The 22,186-nt window shown below is 32.1% G+C and carries 22 protein-coding genes and 2 tRNA genes; 12 read left to right on the top strand and 12 right to left on the bottom strand.

The features are described from left to right. Positions 1-38: 38 nt before the first annotated feature. The 6 genes from Q0891_RS09925 to tgt form a co-directional block, all read right to left on the bottom strand. Entirely contained in the window at positions 39-1,073 is a 1,035-nt protein-coding gene (locus Q0891_RS09925; RefSeq protein WP_299101203.1) for an AI-2E family transporter, read from the bottom strand. 70 nt (positions 1,074-1,143) lie between these two features. After that, positions 1,144-2,676 carry a replicative DNA helicase gene (gene dnaB / locus Q0891_RS09920; RefSeq protein ID WP_299101202.1) on the bottom strand — a complete coding sequence of 511 codons (1,533 nt, stop codon included), beginning with the start codon at positions 2,674-2,676 and terminating at the stop codon, positions 1,144-1,146. Between the two features lie 168 nt (positions 2,677-2,844). After that, on the bottom strand, positions 2,845-3,798 hold the full coding sequence (locus Q0891_RS09915) for an acetyl-CoA carboxylase carboxyltransferase subunit alpha (protein WP_299101200.1): 954 nt from the start codon (positions 3,796-3,798) through the stop codon (positions 2,845-2,847). Positions 3,799-3,934: 136 nt separating this feature from the next. Then, a complete protein-coding gene (locus Q0891_RS09910) occupies positions 3,935-4,843 on the bottom strand; it encodes a DMT family transporter (RefSeq protein WP_299101198.1) in 909 nt (302 codons plus the stop codon). After that, positions 4,830-5,906 carry an LptF/LptG family permease gene (locus Q0891_RS09905; RefSeq protein WP_299101196.1) on the bottom strand — a complete coding sequence of 359 codons (1,077 nt, stop codon included), beginning with the start codon at positions 5,904-5,906 and terminating at the stop codon, positions 4,830-4,832. Before Q0891_RS09905 ends, Q0891_RS09910 begins: the two co-directional genes overlap by 14 nt. 39 nt (positions 5,907-5,945) lie before the next feature. Next, positions 5,946-7,076, bottom strand: a complete 1,131-nt coding sequence (tgt, locus tag Q0891_RS09900; RefSeq protein ID WP_299101194.1) for a tRNA guanosine(34) transglycosylase Tgt — start codon at positions 7,074-7,076, stop codon at positions 5,946-5,948. Positions 7,077-7,386: 310 nt separating this feature from the next. On the opposite strand from tgt, the gene Q0891_RS09895 reads away from it, so the two are divergent. Genes Q0891_RS09895 through Q0891_RS09885 form a run of 3 tightly spaced genes read left to right on the top strand, consistent with a single transcriptional unit; the run spans position 7,387 to position 9,856 of the window. Beyond that, the gene (locus tag Q0891_RS09895; RefSeq protein WP_299101192.1) at positions 7,387-8,232 is read left to right on the top strand and encodes a transketolase; all 846 of its coding nucleotides are present in this window, start codon (positions 7,387-7,389) and stop codon (positions 8,230-8,232) included. Positions 8,233-8,253: 21 nt separating this feature from the next. Further along, positions 8,254-9,207 (top strand): transketolase C-terminal domain-containing protein, encoded by a 954-nt coding sequence (locus Q0891_RS09890; protein WP_299101190.1) that lies wholly within the window; start codon positions 8,254-8,256, stop codon positions 9,205-9,207. A gap of 55 nt (positions 9,208-9,262) precedes the next feature. Next, positions 9,263-9,856 carry an outer membrane beta-barrel protein gene (locus Q0891_RS09885; RefSeq protein ID WP_299101188.1) on the top strand — a complete coding sequence of 198 codons (594 nt, stop codon included), beginning with the start codon at positions 9,263-9,265 and terminating at the stop codon, positions 9,854-9,856. Between the two features lie 75 nt (positions 9,857-9,931). Here the strand turns inward: Q0891_RS09885 and Q0891_RS09880 are convergent, their stop codons facing one another. After that, complete coding sequence (locus Q0891_RS09880) at positions 9,932-10,996, bottom strand: hypothetical protein (RefSeq protein ID WP_299101186.1); 1,065 nt, start codon at positions 10,994-10,996, stop codon at positions 9,932-9,934. 133 nt (positions 10,997-11,129) lie between these two features. On the opposite strand from Q0891_RS09880, the gene Q0891_RS09875 reads away from it, so the two are divergent. The 3 genes from Q0891_RS09875 to Q0891_RS09865 are packed head-to-tail and all read left to right on the top strand — an operon-like array spanning position 11,130 to position 12,609. Then, entirely contained in the window at positions 11,130-11,501 is a 372-nt protein-coding gene (locus tag Q0891_RS09875; protein ID WP_299101184.1) for an RNA-binding S4 domain-containing protein, read from the top strand. A gap of 23 nt (positions 11,502-11,524) precedes the next feature. After that, positions 11,525-12,106 (top strand): methyltransferase domain-containing protein, encoded by a 582-nt coding sequence (locus Q0891_RS09870; RefSeq protein WP_299101183.1) that lies wholly within the window; start codon positions 11,525-11,527, stop codon positions 12,104-12,106. Beyond that, positions 12,106-12,609 (top strand): phosphoribosyltransferase family protein, encoded by a 504-nt coding sequence (locus Q0891_RS09865; RefSeq protein ID WP_299101181.1) that lies wholly within the window; start codon positions 12,106-12,108, stop codon positions 12,607-12,609. The genes Q0891_RS09870 and Q0891_RS09865 overlap by 1 nt, the downstream gene beginning before the upstream one ends. Here the strand turns inward: Q0891_RS09865 and Q0891_RS09860 are convergent. After that, positions 12,601-13,122 carry a shikimate kinase gene (locus Q0891_RS09860; RefSeq protein ID WP_299101179.1) on the bottom strand — a complete coding sequence of 174 codons (522 nt, stop codon included), beginning with the start codon at positions 13,120-13,122 and terminating at the stop codon, positions 12,601-12,603. The two genes, Q0891_RS09865 and Q0891_RS09860, sit on opposite strands and share 9 nt — an antisense overlap. Positions 13,123-13,253: 131 nt before the next feature. Here Q0891_RS09860 and Q0891_RS09855 point away from each other — a divergent pair. From Q0891_RS09855 to Q0891_RS09830, 6 genes are all read left to right on the top strand, one after another. Then, positions 13,254-13,326 (top strand) — tRNA-Lys (locus tag Q0891_RS09855). A gap of 55 nt (positions 13,327-13,381) precedes the next feature. Then, a tRNA-Leu gene (locus tag Q0891_RS09850) sits at positions 13,382-13,465 on the top strand. 228 nt (positions 13,466-13,693) lie between these two features. Beyond that, the gene (locus tag Q0891_RS09845) at positions 13,694-14,602 is read left to right on the top strand and encodes a MerR family transcriptional regulator (protein WP_299101177.1); all 909 of its coding nucleotides are present in this window, start codon (positions 13,694-13,696) and stop codon (positions 14,600-14,602) included. Then, on the top strand, positions 14,595-16,055 hold the full coding sequence (locus Q0891_RS09840) for an NAD(P)/FAD-dependent oxidoreductase (protein WP_299101175.1): 1,461 nt from the start codon (positions 14,595-14,597) through the stop codon (positions 16,053-16,055). Before Q0891_RS09845 ends, Q0891_RS09840 begins: the two co-directional genes overlap by 8 nt. A gap of 15 nt (positions 16,056-16,070) precedes the next feature. Then, positions 16,071-16,910, top strand: a complete 840-nt coding sequence (locus Q0891_RS09835) for a phytoene/squalene synthase family protein (RefSeq protein WP_299101172.1) — start codon at positions 16,071-16,073, stop codon at positions 16,908-16,910. A 15-nt stretch (positions 16,911-16,925) separates the two neighbouring features. Continuing rightward, positions 16,926-17,372, top strand: a complete 447-nt coding sequence (locus Q0891_RS09830; protein WP_299101170.1) for a sterol desaturase family protein — start codon at positions 16,926-16,928, stop codon at positions 17,370-17,372. Between the two features lies 1 nt (position 17,373). Here the strand turns inward: Q0891_RS09830 and Q0891_RS09825 are convergent, their stop codons facing one another. From Q0891_RS09825 to Q0891_RS09810, 4 genes are all read right to left on the bottom strand, one after another. Then, the gene (locus tag Q0891_RS09825) at positions 17,374-17,943 is read right to left on the bottom strand and encodes a TlpA disulfide reductase family protein (RefSeq protein ID WP_299101168.1); all 570 of its coding nucleotides are present in this window, start codon (positions 17,941-17,943) and stop codon (positions 17,374-17,376) included. 77 nt (positions 17,944-18,020) lie between these two features. Beyond that, positions 18,021-18,899 carry an anti-sigma factor gene (locus Q0891_RS09820; RefSeq protein ID WP_299101166.1) on the bottom strand — a complete coding sequence of 293 codons (879 nt, stop codon included), beginning with the start codon at positions 18,897-18,899 and terminating at the stop codon, positions 18,021-18,023. A gap of 70 nt (positions 18,900-18,969) precedes the next feature. Continuing rightward, positions 18,970-19,641: a Crp/Fnr family transcriptional regulator gene (locus Q0891_RS09815; protein WP_299101164.1), complete on the bottom strand. Its 672-nt coding sequence runs from the start codon at positions 19,639-19,641 to the stop codon at positions 18,970-18,972. Between the two features lie 110 nt (positions 19,642-19,751). Further along, the gene (locus tag Q0891_RS09810; RefSeq protein ID WP_299101162.1) at positions 19,752-22,019 is read right to left on the bottom strand and encodes an aconitate hydratase; all 2,268 of its coding nucleotides are present in this window, start codon (positions 22,017-22,019) and stop codon (positions 19,752-19,754) included. Between the last annotated feature and the right edge of the window lie 167 nt (positions 22,020-22,186).

Raw genomic sequence — 22,186 nt, 5'->3', positions numbered from 1 at the left:
GATTAAGAATACATTAAAGAATAATAAATTATCAGGCATTAGTCCAATTTGGTTTCATTACCAGACAATAGACTCGCTATGACTTTGGTGCCTTCAAACTGATCTAAAATAATTTTTATAAACACTGTTATAGGAATAGCCATAATTAAACCTGGAATTCCCCAAAGAAAACCCCAAAACATCAACATTACTAATACGGCAATAACATTAATAGAAAATGATTTACCCATAAATATAGGCTCTAAAATAGCTCCAAATGTTACTTGTACTAATGAAATGGCAAGTATAAAAAAGAATAAAGTACTCGTAGGATCTAACTCAACAAAGGCAAAAATTGATAATAAAATTACCGAAATAAACGAACCTACCATTTGAACAAAGTTGATAGCGAATGCAAATAATCCCCAAAATATAGGAAAGCTTACATCAAAAAAAACGCACATTAATCCTGTAAATAATCCTGTTAATGCACTAACCAAAAACTTAACCTTAATAAATTTAATAAGGTCGTTTTCAATCTTCATGAAGGTCTTGACAGATGTATGCTTTCTTTTTAGCAATGTATTATTAAGTAATTTGTGTACATTAATAGATTCAGCCAACCATAAAACAACAAAGAAAACTGTCATTAATAAACCAGTTAAGAACGAATTTAGAAATCCAAGTGTTGATCCTAAGTTTTCCTTTTGAAAAAATTGACCTATAAAACCGTGTTCTTGTTCAATCTCAATTCCAAAATTATCAAATAAATAAATCTTTAGATCTGTTATTTTCAATTCGGCTTTAGATAAAAATTCTGCATTACTAGCTAAGATTTGCCTACTAGATAATTGAACTAATTCAATACCTAATTTAAGACCAATTCCTACTAGTGAAAGCACAATAATTATACTAAAAACTTTAGGGATTTTACGACGCCCCAACCATCGCATTATTGGTAAAAACAATAAAGCGATAAACATCGAAAATATGAGTGGAATAAAAATAAATGACAAAATCTTTAGTAAGTAAAAAACTAAAGGAACTACTATAATTAACAACAATATATTTGTTGTACGTCTTTGCTCTAACATTGTAAAGATTTGGTTTAACTGAGCTTACAAAGATAAGTTAAAAATGAATGTGTAAATCCATAAAAAGTTGTTAAAAAGGCACACCATCATCTTCCGGTCCGTCAAATGCATCAGAAGGTGATGGGAAATTATCTGGTGCAAAAGTATTATCGTTGGCAGCAGCATTCATTTTTGAATGAAATTCACCAAAAGGTGTATCAAAATCATCTAAATTATCAAACTTACCTAAGTGACCGATAAACTTTAATCTAATGTTTTCTAATCCACCATTTCTATGCTTGGCAACAATAAATTCACCTTGACCTGCCGTTGGTGAACGTTCTTCATCATCCCATTCATCAATTTTATAATATTCTGGTCTATATATAAATGATACAATATCGGCATCTTGCTCAATTGCTCCAGATTCACGTAAGTCTGATAATAAAGGTCTTTTACTTCCACCACGCGTTTCTACAGCACGAGATAACTGAGATAAAGCAATAACAGGAATACTTAATTCCTTTGCTAAGGCTTTTAAGTTACGAGAAATCATTGAGATCTCTTGTTCACGATTTCCTCCTTTTTGACTTCCTCCTGCTGTCATTAATTGCAAATAATCAATCATTATCATCTTAATGCCATACTGAGATGCTAAACGACGTGCTTTTGCTCTTAAATCGAAAATAGAAAGCGATGGTGTATCATCAATAAAAAGTGGTGCTTTTTCTAATGTTTTTACTTTAACGTTAAGCTGTTCCCATTCGTGTTTTTCTAATTTACCAGTTCTTAACTTTTCAGAAGATAAACCCGTTTCACTAGAAATTAGACGTGTTATTAATTGTACTGAAGACATCTCTAATGAGAAGAATGCTACAGGTGTATTACTATTTACAGCAACATTACGAGCCATCGTTAATGTAAATGCTGTTTTACCCATACCAGGACGAGCTGCAACAATTACTAAATCTGATGGTTGCCAACCAGAAGTTAACTTATCTAATTTATCAAAGCCAGAAGGTATACCGCTCATTCCTTCTTTATTTGAAATCTCTTCAATCTTTTTCTTCGCTTGAATTACTAAACTTTGAGCAGATTCCGTAGATTTCTTAACATTACCTTGAGTTACCTCATATAATTTTGCTTCAGCTGTATCTAGAAGATCAAATACATCTCTAGTTTCATCATAAGCCTCTTCTATGATTTCGTTAGAAATTTTAATTAGACTTCTTTGAATATATTTCTGAAGAATAATACGTGCATGAAACTCAATATGTGCAGAAGATGATACACGTTGCGTTAAGGAAATTAAGTAAAAATCGCCACCTATAAGATCTAACTTTTGTTCTTTCTTTAATTGGCTAGAAACAGTTAATAAGTCAACAGGCTCTGAGTTTTCAAATAATTTAAAAATAGAATCAAAGATGTGTTTATGCGCTTCTTTATAAAATGCATCAGGACTTAAAATATCGATAACTTCATCAACACCTTTCTTGTCAATCATCATAGCACCAAGCACAACCTCCTCTAAATCAGTAGCTTGAGGTGGTATTTTGCCTTTCTCTAAGTTAATGATTGTGCTTTTATCTACTTTATAACCGGTTACTGGATTGGGTTGTTTCATAAGTAACAAAAATAACTAAATAGTGTTGTTGAAATGAAAAAGCTGTATCTACAATCTTAACACATCATCAACAATTGAACTGTTAATAACTCAAAAATATTGTTAATAGTGATAAAAAAAACTGAAGTATAAACTTCAGTTTTTTTAAATAGCCTATGTTTAGTGGAATTAGTCTTTATAGACTCCCATATCATTGTATTTATCCATACGTTGTTTCACTAAATCTTTTGGTGATAAGTTTTTAAGCTCATCATAAGACTTACAAATGGCATCACTTACAGATTTAAAAGTCTTCTCTCTATCTGTATGCGCTCCACCTAGTGGTTCTTTTATAATTTGATCTACAAGTTTCATACGTTTCATATCCTTTGCAGTCAATTTCAATGCTTCAGCAGCTTGCTCCTTATATTCCCAACTTCTCCATAAAATTGAAGAACAAGATTCTGGTGATATTACAGAATACCAAGTATTTTCTAACATCATTACCCTATCACCTACACCTATTCCTAATGCTCCACCAGAAGCACCTTCACCAATAATAATTGTAATTATAGGCACTTTTAAACGTGCCATTTCTAAAATATTTCTAGCAATAGCTTCCCCTTGCCCTCGTTCTTCCGCTTCTAAACCTGGATAAGCGCCTGGAGTATCTATTAGTGTTACCACAGGAATACCAAATTTCTCAGCAGATTTCATAAGACGTAATGCCTTTCTGTAGCCTTCAGGATTTGACATCCCAAAATTACGGTACTGTCTTGTTTTAGTATTATAACCTTTTTGCTGACCAATAAACATATAAGATTGATCTCCAATTTTTCCCAAACCACCAATCATTGCTTTATCATCCTTAACATTTCTGTCGCCATGGAGTTCTAAAAAGGTATTACCACAAAGTGCATTTATGTGATCTAAGGTATATGGTCTATTAGGATGACGAGACAACTGAACGCGTTGCCAAGCCGTTAGGTTCTTATATATTTCTTTTTTAGTTGTAGCTAATTTTTTTTCAATCTGCTTACAGGTTTCCGTAACATCTACATCACTCTCCTTACCTATTATTGCACATTTATCTAGTTGCTCTTCTAGTTCTTTTATTGGTAATTCAAACTCTAAGTATTCCATACAATTTGAAGTTAGTTTTTTAGTTAGTTTGTTTATTGAATACAAACCTACGTATTCTTATTATAATTAATAAAGATAAAAGTAAGTTCTATGTTCAATTTACAAAAATAGATTATAATATAGAAACTATAAAAATTTAATCTCGATTCTTTGCAGGTAATTTTTTTCTACTCTTATAGTTTTTAAAAACAGCATCAAACAATACTGTAATTAAAATGAGAATGGCACCTAGATAAAATTGTGAGGACATTTTTTCTGTTTCAGGATATAAAAATAAAGCGATAGCAATACCATAAATTGGTTCTAAATTATAACTAAGTATTACTGTAAACGGACTTATATAGCGCATTACATCTACTGAGCCTATAAATGCATAAGCTGTGCAAACCGAAGCCAAAATAAATAAGTACACCCAATCTTCATTTGAAAGTGTAAAAAACGCAGCGTTAAAAGTTTTACCTGTAAGCAAAATAAAAATGGTTAGGAAAACGACACCACAAATAAATTCATAAAATGAAATTATTGTAGCACTATGTTGTTCTATAAATCTTCCGTTAATAACCGCAAACAAAGTAGAGAATAAGGCAGAGAATAAACCTAAAACAATACCATTTATGTATCCCATTTCACTGCTTGTGATAAGAAGAACACCAAGTATTACAACAATCCCAAAGACTATTTCATATCCTAAAATACGTCGTTTAAAAAAAATGGGTTCAATAAAAGAGGCAAAAAAAGCGCCTGAGGAAAACATGGCTAATGCTATAGAAACGTTAGCTTGATTTATAGCTTCAAAAAAAGTAATCCAATGTAATGCTATAATTACACCAGCAATTGCGAATTGCAAAAATGACTTCTTAGATATTTTAAGATTGAACTTTCTTATTTTAATGTATATAAACATTAAAATAGCTGCCATTCCCATTCTATACCATACCAAATCTAAAGCGCCAATCGTTATTTCTTTACCTAAGATTGCTGTAAAACCAGCAATGATTACTAGAAAATGTAAATGTAAATAGTGCTTTAGTTTAACGTTTTGCATTTCGCAGTAGATATACTGCCAATATACCAAATATAAAATTGGGAAACCAGACAGCAATCACTGCCGGAAAATTTGATTGCTCAGCCATCACACCAAATACTTTATCAAAAAAGACATAAATCATGGCAATTGCAATACCAAAAGCAAGGTTAACACCCATTCCACCACGTCGCTTTACCGAAGAAACCGCAACCGCAATAATTGATAAAATATAGATAGAAACAGGTAAACTCCATTTCTTAAGCTTTACAACTTCATAGCGACCAATGTTAGGTGAACCTCTACGTTTTTCTGCTGCTATAAAATCTAATAATTCGCCGTAAGATTTGGTTTCCGCTGCGTATTCTACTGGTGTTAAATCTTCTAACTCAAAGGAGAAATCCATATCTTTTTGCCTTTCCTTTTCTACAGTTTCAACGCCATTTTCCCATGATCGTTTTAAATAAGTTCTTAACCTAAATGTACTGTCTTCTTCGTTATAGCGAATATTATCTGCAAAGATTTTATATTTAAGCTCATTATCTTCAAAATGCTCATATGTGAAATTTATTCCTGATTTATTATTAGGTATAAAATTACTTACATAGATATAGTCTGTGTCATTTATTTGTTGGTAGACTTCGTGTGTTTGTTGTATTTTTTTATTCTTTTTAAGATATTTAAATACAAACTCGTTAAACCCTTTACTTGCAATTGGTGCTAAATACATTCCTAAAAACAATGCGAATACTGCAACAATAGTTGCACCTATCATATAAGGTCTTAAAAATCTTGAAAATGAAACTCCAGAGCTTAAAAAAGCAACAACTTCTGTATTGTTGGCTAACTTAGAAGTAAACCATATAACGGATAAGAATAAAAATAATGGAAATAATAAATTAGCGAAATACACTGTGAAGTTTAAATAGTAAAAAGCGACTTCACCAAATGGTGCATTATTCTGAAGCATCTTACCAACTTTCTCAGCTAAATCAACTGTAATTCCAATAGGAACAAATAGCAATAACATCATTAAAAATGTAAATAAATATCGCTTTAATATGTACCAATCAAGTATTTTCAAATTAGTTCTATGTTGTTAATTATTATAAATCACTTAAATTTATAAACGGTTATCCATTTGTTTAACCATTTTTTCTTTCCATGTTCTAAAGTCTCCTGCAATAATATGCTTTCTTGCTTCTCTGGTTAACCATAAGTAAAACCCTAAATTATGAATGGTTGCGATTTGCTTACCAAGTAACTCATTTACCGTAAACAAATGTCTTAAATAAGCTTTGCTGTATTCTGTATCTACAAAAGTAATTCCCATTTCATCTATTGGCGAAAAATCATTAGCCCACTTTAGATTCTTTATATTAATAGAACCATGAGCTGTAAATAACATTCCGTTTCTTGCATTACGTGTTGGCATTACACAATCAAACATATCTACTCCTAACGCAATATTTTCTAATATATTGATTGGTGTACCAACACCCATCAAATATCGTGGTTTATCCTCAGGAAGAATACTACACACAACATCTGTCATGGCATACATTTCTTCTGCTGGTTCACCAACAGAAAGCCCTCCAATTGCATTACCTTCTGCACCTGCATTAGCTATATATTCTGCAGATTGTTTACGTAAATCTTTATATGTACTTCCTTGAACAATAGGGAAAAACGTTTGGTCGTAATCATAACTTAAGGGTGTTTTTTTAAGATGCGTTAGACAACGTTCTAACCAACGATGCGTCATATGCATAGAACGTTTTGCATAATTATAATCACATGGATATGGCGTACATTCATCAAATGCCATTATTATATCTGCACCTATTTTACGCTGAACTTCCATTACGTTTTCGGGCGTAAAAACATGGTAACTTCCATCAATATGCGACTTAAATTTTACACCTTCTTCTTTAATTTTTCTGTTTGAAGATAAAGAGTATACTTGATATCCACCAGAATCCGTTAAGATATTACGATCCCAATTCATAAACTTATGTAATCCACCAGCTTGTTCTAAAATAGGCGTCTGTGGTCTTAAATATAAATGGTAGGTATTACCAAGAATAATATCTGGATTGATATCATTTTTCAACTCTCGCTGATGAACACCTTTCACGGAAGCCACTGTGCCAACTGGCATAAATATTGGCGTTTCTATAGTACCATGATCGGTAGTAATAGATCCTGCTCTTGCTTTCGTTTCTTTATCTGTGGCTATTTTTTGAAATTTCATGTATATATCCTAATTGTTAATCAGCGGAAACATCTTGCAATCAATCAAAATTTGTAAAAATCGATTTCAATTTTGGCAACGACGTATCTTAAATTGTAAGTCCGTCGGCAAATATAAATAACTCTATAAGATTCCGTCTTAATTTAAATCTAAAATGCAGCCTTAAAAATTTATGCTCTTGACTAAACATTAAGTTTTTTATTCAGATTGTTAGCAAATTATACTTTTCGTTAATAAGTGCAAGGCCTCAACTTTTGATAGACATAGGTAAAAAGTTACATTTGTAGCGTAAAACATAAGCAACATAACAATGCCAAACATTAAAGAATTAGAAGATTTAACAACTCAGGTTCGTAGAGATATAATACGAATGGTACACAAGGTAAACTCTGGTCATCCAGGAGGATCATTAGGTTGTGCAGAATTTTTTGTATCACTTTACCAAGACATCATGGACAGAAATGAAAGTTTTGATATGGATGGAATAAATGAAGATTTATTCTTTCTTTCAAACGGTCATATCTCACCAGTTTATTATAGTGTATTAGCGAGATCTGGATATTTTCCGGTTGAAGAATTAAATACATTTAGATTAATAAACACGCGTTTACAAGGACATCCTACGACACATGAAGGCTTACCAGGTATTAGAATTGCTTCTGGCTCTTTAGGTCAAGGAATGTCTGTTGCAATAGGTGCTGCTCAAGCTAAAAAATTGAATAACGATGATAAATTAGTTTATAGTTTACATGGTGATGGCGAATTACAAGAGGGTCAAAATTGGGAAGCAATTATGTATGCTTCAGGTAAAAACGTTGATAACCTTATTTCTACAATAGATTTAAATCAACAACAAATTGATGGATCTACAGATGACGTTTTACCGATGGGAAGCTTAAAAGCAAAATTTGAAGCTTTTGGATGGACTGTAGTAGACATCGAAAAAGGAAATGATATAACATCTATTATTGATGGTCTAAAGGAAGCAAAATCATTAACAGGAAAAGGAAAACCAGTTTGTGTATTATTACATACTGTAATGGGTAATGGTATTGACTTTATGATGCACACACATGCATGGCATGGTAAAGCACCAAACGATGAGCAACTTGCAACAGGTTTAGCTCAAAACCCTGAAACTTTAGGCGATTATTAATCATCAATTCAAAAGAAAAAAATGAAAACATATACATATACAGAGAAAAAAGATACAAGAAGCGGATTTGGTGCAGGTTTAGCAGAACTTGGAAGAACAAACCCAAATGTGGTTGCTTTATGTGCTGACCTAATTGGATCTTTAAAAATGAATGAATTTATTGAAGAAAACCCAGATCGCTTTTTTCAGATAGGTATTGCAGAAGCAAATATGATGGGAATAGCTGCTGGTTTAACCATTGGTGGAAAAATTCCATTTACTGGTACTTTTGCAAATTTCTCTACTGGTAGAGTTTATGATCAAATTCGCCAATCTATTGCATATTCTGGTAAAAACGTAAAGATTTGTGCTTCTCACGCTGGTTTAACATTAGGAGAAGATGGTGCAACTCACCAAATTTTAGAAGACATAGGTCTAATGAAAATGTTACCAGGAATGATAGTTATTAATCCTTGTGATTATAACCAGACAAAAGCAGCTACTATTGCTATTGCTGATTACGATGGTCCTGTTTATTTAAGATTTGGGCGTCCTTCAGTACCTATTTTTACACCTGCCGACCAAAAGTTTGAAATTGGTAAAGCTATTAAATTTACGGAAGGTACAGATGTTACTATCGTTGCTACTGGTCATTTAGTATGGGAAGCTTTAGAGGCTTCTAAAGTATTGAATGAAGCTGGTATTTCTGCTGAAGTAATAAATATTCATACTATTAAGCCATTAGATGATAAAGCTATTCTTGACTCAGTGGCAAAAACGGGTTGTATTGTTACAGCTGAAGAACATAATCATCTAGGTGGATTAGGAGAAAGTGTTGCGAGAGTATTAGCTCAGCACAATCCTACACCACAAGAATTTGTTGCAACTAATGATACATTTGGAGAATCTGGTACACCAGCTCAGCTAATGGATAAGTACGGTTTAAATTCTGATGCTATTGTTAAGGCAGTGAATAATGTGATAAAAAGAAAATAATTTTGTTTTGGCATCGTTTTTGAAAGTAGATGCTTAATCTAAAAAAACGAACATTATGAGAAATTTAAAAAAATCAGTTATTACAACTGCGCTTTTATTATTTATTGGATTTAGTTTAACTGCCCAAAACAACAGTGCTTTTGGTTTTAAAGGCGGTTTAAATTATGGAGGAAATGGTGATTATTTTGATTCTGTTAGTCTCAACAGCAGCAATCCAGATCAAAATATTGGATATCATGTAGGTATCTTTGGTAAAATTGGTAATAAAATTTATTTACGACCAGAAATTGTTTACACAGTGACCAAAAGTGATTACGACAACAATGATTTTAACGTAAAAAAAATTGATGTACCAGTATTAGTTGGTCTTAAAGTATTAGGACCAATCAGTGTTTTTGCAGGACCTTCTGCTCAATATATATTAGAAACTGATTTTCATGGTGTAGAAATTGATGACCTCCAAGAAGACTTCACAGTTGGTTTAAATTTTGGTATTGGACTTAACTTCAATAAAATTGGAATTGACTTAAGATACGAAAGAGGATTTGGAGAAAATGAAGCGAGATTTATTGAAGATAACATTACTAGAAATAGTAGAATTGATACAAGACCAGAACAATTAATTCTTAGTTTGTCTATTGGACTTTAAACTATTTTAAATTAATTATCAATAAAAAAAGCCACTCAATGAGTGGCTTTTTTTTATGTGTAGTAATACTAGTGATTAGTTATTCTCTTCGTTATGATTTGTGACAATAGTTTCATCTAAATAATCTGGAGTACCATCACTATCAGAATCTACAACCGTAACCGTTTTTATAGTAATAACACCACCTGTTTCAGATCTATCATATTCATATTCACCTTCAGCAAGAACTGGCTCCTCTTCATTTTCATTTGTATCTACTGAATAATACGTAGTTATTAATTCATTAAATGTACTAACGCCATCATTATCATCATCAAAATCAATGTAGTCTGGGAATCCATCTTCATCTGTATCGTCATTAAAAACATCAATGTCATTATCTAAATCTTCTAAATAAGAAGGAATACCATCATTATCATGATCCTCTACTTCGTACTGTAATAATTCAAACTTAAACATTAAGTTGTCATAAGAATAACCTGTTGATGTCCCTGAAAAATAACCTAAACCCGATGGTACAAACATTATTCCAAGTCCGTAATCTTCATAAACTATACTTCCATTGTCATAATCAAAATCATAAGCAGTTTTAAACATTGGCATAACAAGTTGCCAAGCTCTAATAGCTCCAAATGTGTTGAATCCATCACCAAAAAGTAACAATTCTTCTGGCGTTGTGATTACATCAAAAATATCGTTATCATAATTAAGAGAGGTTCCTTCATACCTTACACGAACTTCATCTGTAAATTTAGGTTCTCCACCACCACCTTGGTTAATATTTAATACATAATAAACGTAATCTGCTTCTAAGTATGTTGTAGTATGTTCTACAACTGCATCAATAAGCATTGTATTTTGGTCTGGATTTGGCATTGGTAAGTAATCGCCATTATCATCCATTTCTAACTCCGAGATTACAATGTCTGTATATTTATGATTAATTCCTGATTCAAAAAAAGCAGAATTATAGTAATGCGTCGATAAGTACAATACAATGGAATCATTATCCTTTACTTGCTGTTCTGTTCTATCTTCAACTACAAATGTTGAGTCATCATCATCATCATCCTTACATGAAATGAATATTGAAAAAACTGCTAGTAACAGAATACTTAGTCTTAAAATTTTAATTTTCATAGAAACTGATATTTTTCGTTTAAAACCACCACAGTTTTGAAACGATGTTCATTATTGCTTATTTTTAACTCGCAAGATACAATAATATAATATTTTTGTACTAATCTATTAACGTAGTTTTTATTAACAGAATATGCGAATTGACAAATATTTATGGTGTGTGCGCTATTATAAAACGCGCAGTATCGCTACAAAAGCTTGTAAAAAAGGGCAAGTTAAAGTAAATGGCGCAGCTATAAAACCTTCAAGAGAAGTTTATCCAACAGACAAAATTGAACTCAGAAAAGATCAAATTATTTACCAATTAACTGTAAACGATTTACCACCAAATCGTGTTGGTGCAAAATTGGTGGATATTTACAGAGTAGATACTACTCCAAAGTCTGCTTTTGAAGCCAAGGAACTTTTAAAATACAGTAAAGATTATTATCGAAAAAAAGGTACTGGACGACCAACTAAAAAAGACCGAAGAGATATTGACGATTTTTACGATGAAGAAGAATAATACTTAGCAATACTAATTAATTAATGGTAGGAAAAGATTATTGGGAAAAACGTTATATAAATAATGAAACTGGTTGGGATATTGGATCTGTATCAAATCCTTTAAAGCAGTATATTGATCAAATTAAAGATAAGTCTTTAAAAATTTTAATTCCAGGAGCTGGTAATAGTTATGAGGCGGAATATCTATGGAATAACGGTTTTAAAAACATTTATATACTTGATATTGCACAGCAACCATTAGATAACTTAAAAAAACGTGTTCCTGAAATTCCAATAAACCGATTACTAAAACAAGATTTTTTTAAATTTGAAAACCAATTTGATTTAATCATAGAACAAACATTTTTCTGTGCTATTAACCCAAATTTAAGGGTAGCTTATAAAAATAAAATGTTTAAGCTACTTAAACCAAGTGGTAAATTGGTTGGGTTACTTTTTAATTTTGAATTAACGGAATCTGGTCCACCTTTTGGAGGAAGTAAAACCGAATACCAATCATTATTTCAAAATGATTTTAAAATTAAAACTTTAGAACCTTCAATAAATTCTATAAAACAAAGACAAGGTAAAGAACTGTTTTTTATCTTTGAAAAAAAGACCTAATGGCATTAACAAAAAATACAATTTTAAGTCATAAAGAAATTGAACATAAAATAAAACGTATAGCTTATCAGATATACGAAAGTAATGTTAATGAAACCGAACTCATCATTGCTGGTATAGAAAGTAATGGTTATATACTCGCCAAAAAAATTAAAGCCAATTTAGATAAGATCTCCTCTATTGAATCTACATTGTGTAAAGTCACTATTGATAAAGTAGAACCTACCAACCCAATTAAAACATCTATTGATAAAGAAGCATATTCTAATAAATCAATTGTATTGATTGATGATGTATTAAATTCTGGTAGTACTTTAATTTATGGCATAAAGCATTTTTTAGATGTGCCTCTTAAACAGTTTAAAACAGCGGTCTTAGTTAATAGAAACCATAAAAAATTTCCTGTAAAAGCAGATTTTAAAGGTATTTCACTTTCTACTTCTTTGTTTGAACATGTTCATGTTAATCTGTCTAAGCAACCATATGAAGCTTATTTAGATTAAATGTGTCAAAATTGTTTCTAAGACTTCTTGCATAGATTTGTTATCCGTATTGATAATGTGTTCCGCTTCATGATAAAAAGGTGAACGCTCAAAGAGATGTTTCCCTATAAATTCGAGTAAATCATCTTCTGAATCTATATGACTTATTAATGGTCGTTGTTCTTTTGCAACAAACAATCGTTTAGAAAGTAAAGGAATAGATAATTTTAAATAAAACGATACTACGTTAGTATTTGAATTTATAAGTTTCATGTTTTCGCTGTAACATGGCGTTCCTCCACCTAACGAAAGCACATAATTTTCTGGTAGATTTATAATTTCTTTTAAATATTCTGTCTCTTTTCTTCTAAAATAGATTTCTCCTTTGCTTTTAAACACCATTGACACAGAAGAATTCTCCTTTTCTGCGATATAATCATCTAAATCTAAAAATTTATAATTTAAAACTGTAGCCAATTCCTTACCAAGAGTTGATTTTCCAGATCCCATGTAACCTAATAAAATAATTATCATAATGCTTATAAATTGATTTTTAAAGTGATAGCTATTAAGAGTACAAAAAAACAAAAAATTAAATAAAAAAAGTGTTGTATTATTAATTAAACATTTTATATTTGCACCCTCGTTACTGAGAAACACATTATGACCAGTTAGCTCAGTTGGCAGAGCATCTCCCTTTTAAGGAGAGGGTCCTGGGTTCGAGCCCCAGACTGGTCACAAAAAAAGTTAAGCATTTTGCTTAACTTTTTTTTTATATTTACTTCAATAATTTGCGCACGTGGCGGAATTGGTAGACGCGCCAGCTTGAGGGGTTGGTGGACATTAGTCCGTGGAAGTTCGAGTCTTCTCGTGCGCACTTTCTTTAAAACATTTTTTCAAATACATATTTAATTTTTAGCCTTGGGCTAATTTTATTTTAAATAATTAGCTTCCAAGGCGGACTTCAATTGCAGATCGTAATTGTTATTACACTTTATTTGTTTAAAAAATGCCACCTATTTACGCATCTAAATTTTAAATTTTGTTAAAACGAGACTTTGTATTATTTAATATTGTATTTTTGTTTAACTTTTTTAAATAAAAAATGAACAATATTAAAAATCAGTTTAGTATAAAGGATCTTGAAAACCTCACAGGTATTAAAGCGCATACTATAAGAATTTGGGAAAAACGATATAACCTCCTAGAACCAAAGCGTACAGATACTAACATACGATATTACGATTTAGAAAACTTTCAAAAATTACTCAATGTTAGTTTTTTAAATAACAATGGTTATAAAATTTCAAAAATCAGTTCAATAAAAGACGAAGAGATTATTCAATTGGTTAAAGAAATTGCCGTTAAGAGTGATTCTGATAATCATGCTATTGATGGGTTGAAATTAGCTATGATGAATTTTGACCAAAAACAATTTTATAATATTTACAATACACTACTAAAAGAGAAATCATTTAGTAGCGTTTTCTATGACGTATTTATTCCGTTACTCTCGACTATCGGGATATTATGGCAGACAGACACTATAACTCCGGCACATGAGCATTTTATATTCTCTCTAATACGGCAAAAAATTATTGCTAATACAGAGGAAGTTCAATCAAATGAGAATAACAACTCTAAAAGAACCTTTGTTTTGTACCTCCCAGATAATGAAATACACGAGCTAGGATTAATGTATATTAATTACGAGCTTATTAATAAAGGCTATCATACTATCTTCCTAGGTGCTAGTGTACCAATTGATAGCCTAAAAGATCTTGCTAATTATTATGATGATATAACATTTATATCCTACTTTACCATAAAACCAGATAAAGAAAATTTACGCAACTATTTAGACACCCTTAATAATAGTATTTTAGAACCAAATAACTCCAATTTATGGGTTCTAGGCCATATGCTTGCTCAAGTTAATCTCGAAAAATTGCCAAATACCATTAAAACTTATAAAGACATTAAATCATTAACCGAAACTGTAGCCAATGTCTAAAACTATATCCATAATTGGTTCAGGATTTTCTGCCTTATCGGCTTCTTGTTATCTCGCACAGGCTGGTTATAACGTTTCTATCTATGAGAAAAATGAAACCGTAGGCGGAAGAGCACGACAATTAAAAAAAGAAGGTTTTACTTTTGATATGGGTCCAAGTTGGTATTGGATGCCAGATATATTTGAAAAGTTTTTCAATGATTTTGGCAAAAAAACAAGTGACTACTATCAACTTGATAAATTAAGTCCTGCTTATAAAATTTTCTTTTCAGATGATGTTATAACCATAGGAGATCATATGGATAAAATCTGTGAAGAATTTGAACGTATTGAAGCGGGAAGTTCTAAACCACTTAGAAAATTTATTTCAAGAGCTCAAGATCATTACAACATTGCAATTAATAAAGTCGTATTAAAACCAGGATTGTCTCCATTAGAATTAGTAACCAAGGAAACCATAACTCGATTAGATCAATTTTATAAAACCATTAGTTCTCAGGTTAGAAAAAACTTTAAGAACCCTAAATTAATTTCAACATTAGAGTTTCCTGTTTTATTTTTGGGTGCTAAGCCCAACAAAACACCTTCTTTCTATAGTTTTATGAATTTTGCCGACTTTGGCTTAGGTACATGGCATCCAAAAGGTGGTATGTATCAAATTGTTATTGCCATGAAAAGTTTGGCCGAAAGTTTAGGTGTAACAATAAACACAAATTGTAATGTTGAAAAAATAAATGTTGAAGGCCTAAAAGCGATTAGTATAACTGTAAATGGAAAAGAAATAGCATCTGATGTTGTTTTGAGTGGTGCAGATTATCACCATTCCGAAACTCTTTTAGCACCAAAACATAGACAATACACTGAAAATTATTGGAATAGCAGAACGTTTGCACCTTCTTCCCTACTTTTCTATGTAGCCTTTGATAAGAAACTAAACAATATAGAACATCACAATTTATTTTTCGATACTGATTTTGAAAAACACGCTGAAGATATTTATGATAATCCTAAATGGCCCGAAAATCCATTATTTTATGTTAACTTCCCTTCAGTAACGGATAAAAGTATGGCGCCAGACAATTGTGAGACCGGATTTTTCCTTATCCCTATTGCTCCTGGATTAGAAGACACACCAGAATTACGAAAACAGTATTTTGATATTGTTATCAATAGGTTCGAAAAAAGAACGCAACAAAATGTTCAAGATCATATAATTTTTAAAGAGTCGTATTGCGTTAATGATTTCATTGAAGATTATAACTCCTATAAAGGTAATGCATATGGTATGGCAAATACGCTAATGCAAACCGCCTTTTTAAGACCAAAACTAAAAAGTAAAAAGGTAAACGGTCTATATTTTACAGGACAATTAACTGTTCCCGGTCCTGGAGTTCCTCCTGCCTTAATATCGGGTAAGTTGGTTGCCGAATTAATAAATAAAAACGAAAAATAATACCTCTAAAATAGTATGAAATCAATTTTTGACACTGTATCTAAGGAATGTAGCAAGGCTGTTACAAATGCTTACAGCACATCATTTTCTTTAGCTACAAAAATGCTTGCTGATAGTATAAGACAAGACATTTATAATATATACGGATTTGTAAGATTTGCGGATGAAATTGTAGATACATTTCACGACTATGACAAAGAAAAACTTTTTAATAAATTTGAAAGTGATCTAGAAGCAGCCTTGGAGGATAAAATAAGCTTAAATCCAATTTTAAATGCTTTTCAAGAAACATTTCATAAATATAGTATAGATAAACATTTAGTGAATTCTTTCATGAATAGTATGCGATTAGATTTGCATAAAAGTGATTATTTAACTGACCAAGAATTCAAAGCCTATATCTATGGATCAGCAGATGTAGTTGGCTTAATGTGTTTAAAAGTTTTTGTGAAAGGAAACGGAGAGAAATTCGAAGATCTTAAAGATTCAGCTATGAGTTTGGGCTCCGCCTTTCAGAAAGTGAATTTTTTACGAGATTTAAAAGCTGATTTCGATGACCTAAATAGATCGTACTTTCCAAACACCGATTTAAGTCAATTAAACGAAAGTTCTAAAGAAGCTATAATTATAGAGATTGAAGAAGATTTTGCAAAAGGTCTTGTAGGAATTAAAAAATTACCTCTCGAAGCTCGATTTGGTGTTTTTATGGCGTATCGTTATTATAGCAAACTATTAGACAAACTTAAAAAGACACCTGCTTTACAAATTAAATCAACTCGTATAAGGGTTCCAAACTATAAAAAAATTGAACTCCTTACTCGTAGTTACGTAAAATATCAATTAAACCTACTCTAAAATTATAGCACTATTATGCAAGCAATTTTTTGGATATTTATATTCTTTGGTACATTTTTCATTATGGAATTTAATGCGTGGTTCACGCACAAATATATAATGCATGGGTTTTTATGGAATCTTCATAAGGATCATCATCAAAAGGATCATGACAGTTGGTTTGAGCGAAACGATGCGTTTTTTATATTCTATGCTGTTATAAGTATTATATGTTTTTACCTTTGGAGTTATGAAAACGTTTGGTATACATTACCAATTGGTTTAGGAATATTAGCCTACGGAATTGCTTACTTCGTTGTACACGATATTTTTATACACCAACGTTTTAAATTACTAAGAAATATTGACAATAAATATGCTAGAGGTTTAAGACGTGCTCATAAAATTCATCATAAACATTTAGGAAAGCATAAAGGTGAAAATTTCGGTATGCTCATTGTTCCTTTCAAATATTTTAAATAAACTATTCTAGCAATAGTTCGTCTAGTTGGTTTCGTATTTTTTCGCTACTCCAATCTACGGCACTAGATTTATCTATAATAATTTCGCCTTTTTTATTTATCACTAAAGTCCTAGGAATTGATGTAGTTTTCAATTCTTTTGGAGCACTAGTTGTCTTAATGTAAACAGGAAATGTATACTGCTTATCATCTTTAAAAGCTTTAATAATGTCTCTAGGTTCACTAGTTACAAATAGGAACTCAACTTTATCTCCATAGCTCTCATACAACTTTTGCAAACTTGGCATTTCTGCAATACAAGGCGGACACCAAGTCGCCCAAAAATTTACTACGGTCACTTTACTTTTTACGCTCTCAAAATTATAATACGAGTGGTCTTCTTTTAATAGCTTCCAGTTAAAGCTTTCTATTTTAATTCTTTCAGATTTTGATATAGTATCGACCGGATTAAATATTGAGATTGCTTTATGAATGATTATTTGAATTTGTTGTCTAGTTTGTGGAATCAACATTAATAGCACAATAAACAGAAAAATAAAATTTAAAATTTTGCTTTTTAAGGCTTTGTTCATATCCGTCGGTTTTATGCAAAAAGAAGCGTAATCCCAAATTAATGAAATTACGCTTCATATCTAACAAATATTTAAAATTAATTCCTGGTTACAACTCCTGTAACTGTAGCTACAGGACCTACACCTAAAGAAATTGGTGCGTGTACTGACGCATCACCTGGTACCATACCTGCTAAAGGTTTTAATGTAAAAGGTGATGTACTATTATCTGGACTTGGTTCTACAGAAATAACAATTGTTGCCCCTCTTAAATCTGTTGGAAACGTCATTCCCGCAGGTGCATTCTGTAAATAATCTTCTCCCGGATATGCAGGACCATCGCTTGTGTCGCCTTTAAACAAAGACGTTGAAGCATTATCATCAGCTGTCGCTGGATCTGTAAATGTACCTGTACTAATTGGTGTACCATCTAAAACTGCCCAACCTTCATAAACCCAACCATCAGTTAATGTTGGTAAATCTAAACCTGCCACTGCACTACCGCTTGAGTTGTCTAAAAACCAAACACCACTTTCTTCATTGGTATCATCTGCATCGGTTGGTGTGGCTAAAATATAAGTACCTGTTGAAGCACTAAAATCTCCTACAATACCATTTGAATCTACATTTGCAGAGCTACCTGAAAAATCGCCTGCTAAAATTTTAGTGTCTGCTGGAGCAGGATCACTATCTACTGCCGGTTCAATTGATAGCACAAAAGTCGTTGCACTATTTAATTGATCCGTATCAACAACATACGTTTGTGGAAAAACTACACTACTAAATGTACCTGTAGAGACAGGCGCGCCATCTACAATAATCCAACCTTCATAAACAAAATCGTCACCCAAAGCCTCTAAACCATCAAGACTAAGAACTAAATTTGAATTTGAACTACTACTGTTGTCATCATCATTACTACACGAGCTGGCAAAAATCCCTAATGCCAAGGCCGCTAAAATCATTTTTTTTTTCATTGCTTTTTTTGTTTTTTTGTTCAATCAAAAATATAAAAGCAAATAATAATAAAATGTTAGACAGCTAACATTACGCGGTTTTTTTTAAGATTCTTATCTCTTTTCTGTTAAAATCTAAATAATTTTCCTCCTTTAGTTCGTTTAAGAGAATATTTATAGTTGGTCTAGATGTCCCAATCAATGAGGCTATATCCTTTTGAGTGTATGGATGTCTTATAATTTGATCTCCAGTTTTATCACAGTTTTTACCAAAATCTTGACAAAGCTCAAGTAAAAATTCAACAAGTCTTGTTTTAGTATCTTTAAACAATAAGAGTTGTAATCTACGTTCTAGTTTTTTAAACTTAAAACCTATAAACTTATGTACTTTAAAACTAAAGGATTGGTTTTTTTGCATCATGCTATGCATGGTATCCACATCTATTGAACAAATTGAAGTTTTATTATCAATAGATTGTGCAAATTCATCACGTTTATCATCACCTAAAATAGCTTTCTCACCAAATAATTCGCCTTTTGTTAGAATTGCTTTAATGACTTCATTACCATCTTCTGTATAATAGCCAATTTTAACTTTTCCGCTTTCAATTAAATATATTTTGTTAGCTGAATCAGATTCAAAATAGATATAATCTTTTTTATTGTAAGCACAGAAGTTATGCTCATTTTTATACTCGTTAAATTTATGAGGACAGAGAATCTGGATAAGGTTAACGTCGTCAAAGAACCACAGTGACTGCATTATTTTATGGGATTTGTTAGATTACTTTTTTGTCGTGTTAAATCATTAAAACTTACAAAAATAAAAAGCCCTTGATTTCTCAAAGGCTTTTTAAAATATTTAGTTATTAATTAAGCGTTTTCTTTCTTAATTAAGTTTAACGCAGAACCTTCATTATACCAATCTATTTGAGCTTGGTTATAGGTGTGATTTAAAGCAACAGTATCTTTACTTCCATCGGCATGTACTATTTCTACATTTAATTGTTTGTCTGGCGCAAATGCATCTAAATCTAAAAAGTTGAAAGTATCATCTTCTTGAATTAAATCGTAATCCGCTTCATTTGCAAACGTCAATCCTAACATACCTTGTTTCTTAAGATTAGTCTCATGGATTCTAGCAAAAGATTTTACAATTACAGCAACTACACCAAGATGTCGTGGCTCCATAGCAGCATGTTCTCTAGACGATCCCTCACCGTAATTATGATCACCAACCACAATAGATTTTACACCAGCCGCTTTATATGCTCTAGCTGTATCCGGCACACCTCCAAAATCACCAGTTAATTGATTTTTAACAAAGTTTGTTTTCATACCAAACGCGTTGACAGCACCTATTAAACAGTTATTAGAAATGTTATCTAAATGACCTCTAAAGCGTAACCAAGGTCCTGCCATAGAAATATGGTCCGTTGTACATTTTCCAAAAGCCTTTATTAATAATTTAGCACCTTTAATTTCATTCCCAATTGGTTCAAAAGGTGTTAATAATTGTAAGCGTTCTGATGTTGGACTTACCGTAACCTCTACTCCACTTCCATCTGCCACAGGCGCTAAATAACCATTCTCCTTGACCTCAAAACCTTTAGGAGGCAATTCCCATCCTGTTGGTTCCTCAAACATAACCTCTTCTCCATTTTCGTTAATTAATTTATCTTTCATTGGATTAAAGTCTAAACGTCCAGCAATTGCAATAGCAGCTGTTAATTCTGGCGAAGCCACAAATGCATGAGTATTTGGGTTTCCATCGGCACGCTTTGCAAAGTTTCTATTAAATGAATGTACTATGCTATTTTTTGGTGCATTTTTAGGGTCACTATACCTAGCCCATTGACCAATACAAGGTCCACATGCGTTTGTAAAAATCTTAGCGTCTAACTCTTCGAATATGCCTAAAATTCCATCTCTATCTGCAGTATATCTTACTTGCTCAGAACCTGGATTTATCCCTAATTCTGCTTTCATCTTTAACCCTTTATCTAAAGCTTGCTGCGCAATGGATGACGCTCTAGATAAATCCTCATATGAGGAGTTAGTGCAAGAACCTATTAAACCCCATTCAACTTGTATAGGCCAATCATTTGCTTTTGCTTTTTCTCCCATATCTTTGCCAGCAGAAGTTGATAAATCTGGAGTAAATGGCCCGTTTAACAATGGTCCAAGTTCTGATAAATCAATTTCAATAACTTGATCAAAATATTGTTCTGGATTAGCATATACTTCAGCATCACCAGTTAAATAATCTTTTACGCTATTGGCAGCATCTGCTACATCTGCTCTATCTGTAGCACGCAAATAACGCTCCATAGAATCATCATAGCCAAATGTGGATGTAGTCGCTCCGATTTCCGCTCCCATATTACAAATAGTTCCTTTACCTGTACAAGACATTGATGTTGCACCTGGTCCAAAATACTCTACAATGGCTCCTGTTCCTCCTTTAGCAGAAACAATACCAGCTACTTTTAAGATAACATCCTTTGGTGCTGTCCAACCAGAAAGCTTTCCGGTTAATTTAACACCTATTAGTTTCGGAAATTTTAATTCCCATGCCATTCCCGCCATAACGTCAACAGCATCCGCTCCACCAACACCTATTGCTACCATTCCTAATCCACCTGCATTTACGGTATGTGAATCTGTTCCAATCATCATTCCTCCAGGAAATGCATAATTTTCTAATACGACCTGATGAATAATTCCTGCTCCAGGTTTCCAAAACCCAATACCGTATTTATTAGAAACAGATTCTAAAAAACTAAAAACTTCACTACTTGTACTATTAGCATGCTTTAAATCTGTAGCAGCACCATCTTTAGCTTGTATTAAGTGATCGCAGTGCACTGTAGTTGGTACGGCTACTTTTGGTTTTCCTGCTTGCATAAATTGTAATAAAGCCATCTGCGCTGTTGCATCCTGACAAGCAACACGGTCTGGTGCAAAATCTACATAATGCTTACCTCTAGTGAATGCTTCAGTTGGTTTTCCATCCCACAAATGCGAGTATAATATCTTTTCTGAAAGTGTTAATGGTTTACCAACAATCTCGCGAGCAGCGTCTACACGCTCTGTCATTTTGCTGTAAACGTCCTTTATCATATCAATATCAAATGCCATAGTCTTTTAATTTTTAATTTAATTCTACTAATATACAAAATGCCTAATGACTTTTAAAGCAGAACAACTATATATAATGATGATGGAATAAGTTTTATCAATACTTAATTTCTTATAATTAAAATCAAAATCTTATCTTATACGATGAACTACAATAACAAAAAAAA

Source organism: uncultured Winogradskyella sp., from assembly GCF_947498005.1.
In the GTDB taxonomy this organism is placed as follows: Bacteria; Bacteroidota; Bacteroidia; order Flavobacteriales; family Flavobacteriaceae; genus Winogradskyella.
This window is presented reverse-complemented; position numbering and strand designations above follow the sequence as displayed.